Source organism: Arsenicicoccus sp. UBA6765, assembly GCF_002453335.1.
Taxonomy (GTDB): domain Bacteria; phylum Actinomycetota; class Actinomycetes; order Actinomycetales; family Dermatophilaceae; genus Arsenicicoccus; species Arsenicicoccus bolidensis.
Genome location: NZ_DKGR01000011.1, coordinates 1 through 3,925, shown reverse-complemented (window position 1 = coordinate 3,925; position 3,925 = coordinate 1). Strand labels below are relative to the sequence as shown.

Here is a 3,925-nt window from a genome sequence, read left to right as displayed (position 1 = left end):
CCCCACGCACGAGAGCGGCGGCTCCTCCTGGTGGAGGGGCCGCCGCTCTCGGCATACGGGGTCTGACCGAGTGGGCCGGACGAGCCGTCAGTGCGACTGGTGCGGGGCGGGCCAGCGCAGGGTCGTGACGTTGTTGTCCTTGGCGCGCTGGATGGCCTCGACGACGATCTCCTCGGCGCGCTCGCGACCGGCCCAGAAGGCGCCCTCGACGGACTTGCCGGGCTCGAGGTCCTTGTAGGTCTCGAAGAAGTGCTGGATCTCCAGGCGGTCGAAGTCGGAGATGTGGTCGAGCTCGGTGATGTGCTCCTGGCGCGGGTCGCCGGCCGGGATGCACAGCAGCTTGTCGTCGCCGCCGGCCTCGTCGCGCATGTGGAACAGGCCGATGGGGCGGGCCCGGACCAGGCAGCCGGGGAAGGTCGGCTCGTCGAGCAGCACCAGCGCGTCGAGCGGGTCGCCGTCCTCGCCGAGGCTGTCCTCGACGTAGCCGTAGTCGGCGGGGTAGCGGGTGGACGTGAACAGCATGCGGTCCAGGCGGATCCGGCCGGACTCGTGGTCGACCTCGTACTTGTTGCGGTGACCCGACGGGATCTCGATGGTGACGTCCAGCTCCACTGGTGGCCCCTTTGCGTGGCTATCGGTGCAGCCCGGCGCCCTGGCCTAGGCTGCGAAACGGTCGATCGAATCGTTGGCCACCAACCTACCCACAGTCAGGGGGCGGCCGTGCGTCGGATGACCGTAATCGCGTGCGTCGCCACGCTCGGTGTGGCTGTTGCCACATATGGCGTCCTGGACGCGCACGACAAGGTCCCCGGCATCCTCACGATCGACCGCGACCCCTCGCCCCTGGCGTCACCTGCCCCCGGCGTCCCCTCGACGACGGCGACCGACGGCAGCCAGGCGTCCCGCGTGGTCGTGCCGACTCCCATCCCCCCGGTGGCCAGGTCCGCGGCCTCGTCGGGCGCGCCGCAGCCTGCCGCCGCGGCGCTGCGCTCGGCGCTCGCCCCGGCGCTCGCGGACCCCCGGCTGGGACGGTCCGTCGGACTGACGGTCCGGGACGGTATGACGGGCGCGCACCTGCTCGACGTGGCCGCCGACCAGCCGCGCACCCCCGCCTCGACGACCAAGCTCCTGACGGCGGCCGCCGTCGTGCCCTCCCTCGGCCCGGAGACCCGGCTGCGGACGACGACCGTCCTCGCGCCGGACGGGCGGGTGGTGCTGCGCGCGGGCGGCGACATGATGCTGGCGCGCGGCCCGTCGCGCCCCGGCGAGGTCGAGGGGCACGCCGGGGTGGGGACGCTCGCGGCGCAGACCGCGGCGGCGCTGCGCTCGGCCGGACGCACGACCGTCACGCTGGGCCTCGACACGACCTATGCCGACGGGGAGGACTACGCGCCGACCTGGGACCGCGCGTACTACCCGGAGGCGATCGTCGGCAAGGTGGCGATGCTCGGCCTCGCGGACGGCCTCGTGGCTCCCGGTGGCCCTGGTCCGGCCGACCCCGCGGGCGAGGTGGCCGAGGTCCTTCGCTCCGAGCTGGGCCGGGCCGGCATCAGCGTGCGCGGTGACCTGGTCCGCGCCGCGGCCCCCGGCGGCAGCCGCCCGCTGGCGGCCGTGTCGTCGGCGCCCGTCGCGGACGTGATGGCCGTCGCGCTGGCCCGCAGCGACAACGCCGTCACCGAGTCGCTGGCCCGTCAGGCGGCGGTGCGAGCCGGCGCGGGTGGCGGGTTCGCCGAGGTGGCGCGGTGGGTGCAGGCCGAGCTCGCGCGCCGCGGGCACGACGTGACCGGCGTCCGCCTGGTCGACACCAGCGGCTTGTCCAAGGGCACGGAGGTGCCCGCCCGCCTCGTGGGGGACGTGATCGTGGCCGGCACCTCGGGGCGTGACCCGGGCATGGCCCGCGTGGTCGAGGACCTGCCGGTGGCCGGGCTGTCCGGCACGCTGGCGGGGCGCTACGTCTCGGGGCCGGCGGCGTCAGGTGCCGGCCTCGTGCGGGCCAAGACCGGCACGCTCACCGGCATCAGCTCGCTCGGCGGCACGGTCGTGGACGCGGACGGCCGGCTGCTCGCCTTCGCCGTGCTGGCCGACGGCATCCCCTCCTCGTCCGGCACCGAGGGGGCGCGCGCGGCGCTCGATGCGCTGGTCGCACGCCTGGCGAGCTGTGGGTGCCGGTGACCGCGCGCTCCCCGTCTGCGCTGCCGTCCTCCGTCTCGGCCCTCCGCGCCCGTCTCGGGTTGCAGCACGAGACGGGCGCGGCGACGTGAGACGGAGGACGCCACACGAGACGGGCGCGGCGACGCGAGACGGGGGACGCCACGCGAGGCGGGGGACGCCGCACGAGACGGGGGCGCCGAGCCGGGACGGCGGGCGCCGAGCCGGGACGGCGGGCGCCGAGGCGGGCGGTCCGGCATACCGGCTCGTCCTCCGACGGGAACGGATCGCGACCCCGAGAGGTTGACCACGTCATGAGCCAGGACACCAGGCACGACCAGCGTCCCGACACCACCGAGCTCGTCGACTGGGACTTCGCCGCCGCCACCGGCCGCCGCCTCGTGCCGCGCGGCCCCCAGGTGACGCCGGCCGAGGCCGCCGAGGCGGTGCGTGCCCTGCGCGACGCCGCCGTGCGCTCGGCCCAGCACGTCGCCGACACCGCCCGCATGCACGCCCCCGCCAGCGCCGAGCCCGCCCGCGTGGTGGATCGTGGCGGATGGATCGACGCCAACGTCCGCTCGATGCGCGGGATGATCGCCCCCGTCCAGGACAAGCTCCTCGCCTCGCGCACCAGCCCGGTCGGTCCCGCCGCCGCGGCCGTCGGCGGCAAAGTGACGGGCGGCGAGACCGGCGCGCTGATGGCCTTCCTCGCGAGCAAGGTCCTCGGGCAGTACGACCTGGCCCCCGGCGGCACCCCCCAGCTGCTGCTCGTGGCCCCCAACGTCGTCGAGGTGGAGCGCGAGCTCGACCTCGACCCGGCCGACTTCCGCCAGTGGGTGTGCCTGCACGAGGAGACCCACCGGGTGCAGTTCACCGCCGTGCCGTGGCTGCGCGAGCACATGCTCGAGCGCACGCGGGCGCTGAGCGTCGACCTGGTGCCCGACCCCGACCAGCTGGCCTCGCGCCTGTCGGTGGTCGTGCGCAACCTGCCCGACGCGGTGCGCGAGGGCGGCAACGGGCTGTCCGACCTGGTCACGACGCCCCAGCAGCGTGAGGAGATCGCCCGCCTGACGGCCATCATGAGCCTGCTCGAGGGGCACGCCGACGTGATCATGGACGACGTGGGCCCGGCCGTCATCCCCACCGTCGACGTCATCCGTGCGCGGTTCGACGAGCGTCGCGGCGGTCGTTCCTCGCTCGACCGGATCATCCGGCGGCTGCTCGGCCTCGAGGCCAAGATGCGGCAGTACTCCGACGGCGCCGTCTTCGTCCACGGCGTCGTCGACGAGGTCGGCATGGACGGCTTCAACGCCGTGTGGGAGTCGCCCGAGACGCTGCCGTCCCCGGCCGAGATCGGCGACCACCGCCTGTGGCTCGCCCGCGTCCACGGCTGAGCCCACCACCGAGCCCACCACCGAGCCCCCCACTGAGCTTTCCACGCAGCCGTATGTCGTCCCCGCCCGCCGCCGTCGCCGCCTGCCGTCTCGCGGCGCGGCGGCTGCTGGACGAGCTCCCCGACGGGCCGGTGCTCGTGGGGTGCAGCGGCGGGACCGACTCCCTGGCGCTGGCGAGCGTGGTGGCGTTCGAGGTCGACAAGACCGGCCGTCCCGCGGGCGCCGTCGTCGTCGACCACGGGCTGCAGGCAGGGTCCGCCGACGTGGCGGCCCGCGCCGCCGACCAGTGTCGCGGGCTGGGTCTGGACCCCGTCGTGGTCCGCCGCGTCACGGTCGACCCGCGCCACCCCGGCGGGCCCGAGGACGCGGCGCGCGACGCCCGC

The 3,925-nt window shown here is 75.4% G+C and carries 4 protein-coding genes; 3 read left to right on the top strand and 1 reads right to left on the bottom strand.

Translation table 11 applies throughout. The annotated features are described in order from the left end of the window. Positions 1 to 87: 87 nt before the first annotated feature. Positions 88 to 612 carry an inorganic diphosphatase gene (locus tag B4K29_RS01955; RefSeq protein ID WP_019286505.1) on the bottom strand — a complete coding sequence of 175 codons (525 nt, stop codon included), beginning with the start codon at positions 610 to 612 and terminating at the stop codon, positions 88 to 90. Between the two features lie 150 nt (positions 613 to 762). Between B4K29_RS01955 and dacB the strand changes: the two genes are divergently transcribed. From dacB to B4K29_RS01940, 3 genes are all read left to right on the top strand, one after another. Continuing rightward, a complete protein-coding gene (gene dacB / locus B4K29_RS01950) occupies positions 763 to 2,172 on the top strand; it encodes a D-alanyl-D-alanine carboxypeptidase/D-alanyl-D-alanine endopeptidase (RefSeq protein WP_286958143.1) in 1,410 nt (469 codons plus the stop codon). 290 nt (positions 2,173 to 2,462) lie between these two features. Then, positions 2,463 to 3,542 carry a zinc-dependent metalloprotease gene (locus B4K29_RS01945; protein WP_029212525.1) on the top strand — a complete coding sequence of 360 codons (1,080 nt, stop codon included), beginning with the start codon at positions 2,463 to 2,465 and terminating at the stop codon, positions 3,540 to 3,542. A 53-nt stretch (positions 3,543 to 3,595) separates the two neighbouring features. Beyond that, a partial coding sequence (locus tag B4K29_RS01940; RefSeq protein ID WP_286966294.1) for an ATP-binding protein occupies positions 3,596 to 3,925 on the top strand: 330 nt, incomplete at its 3' end.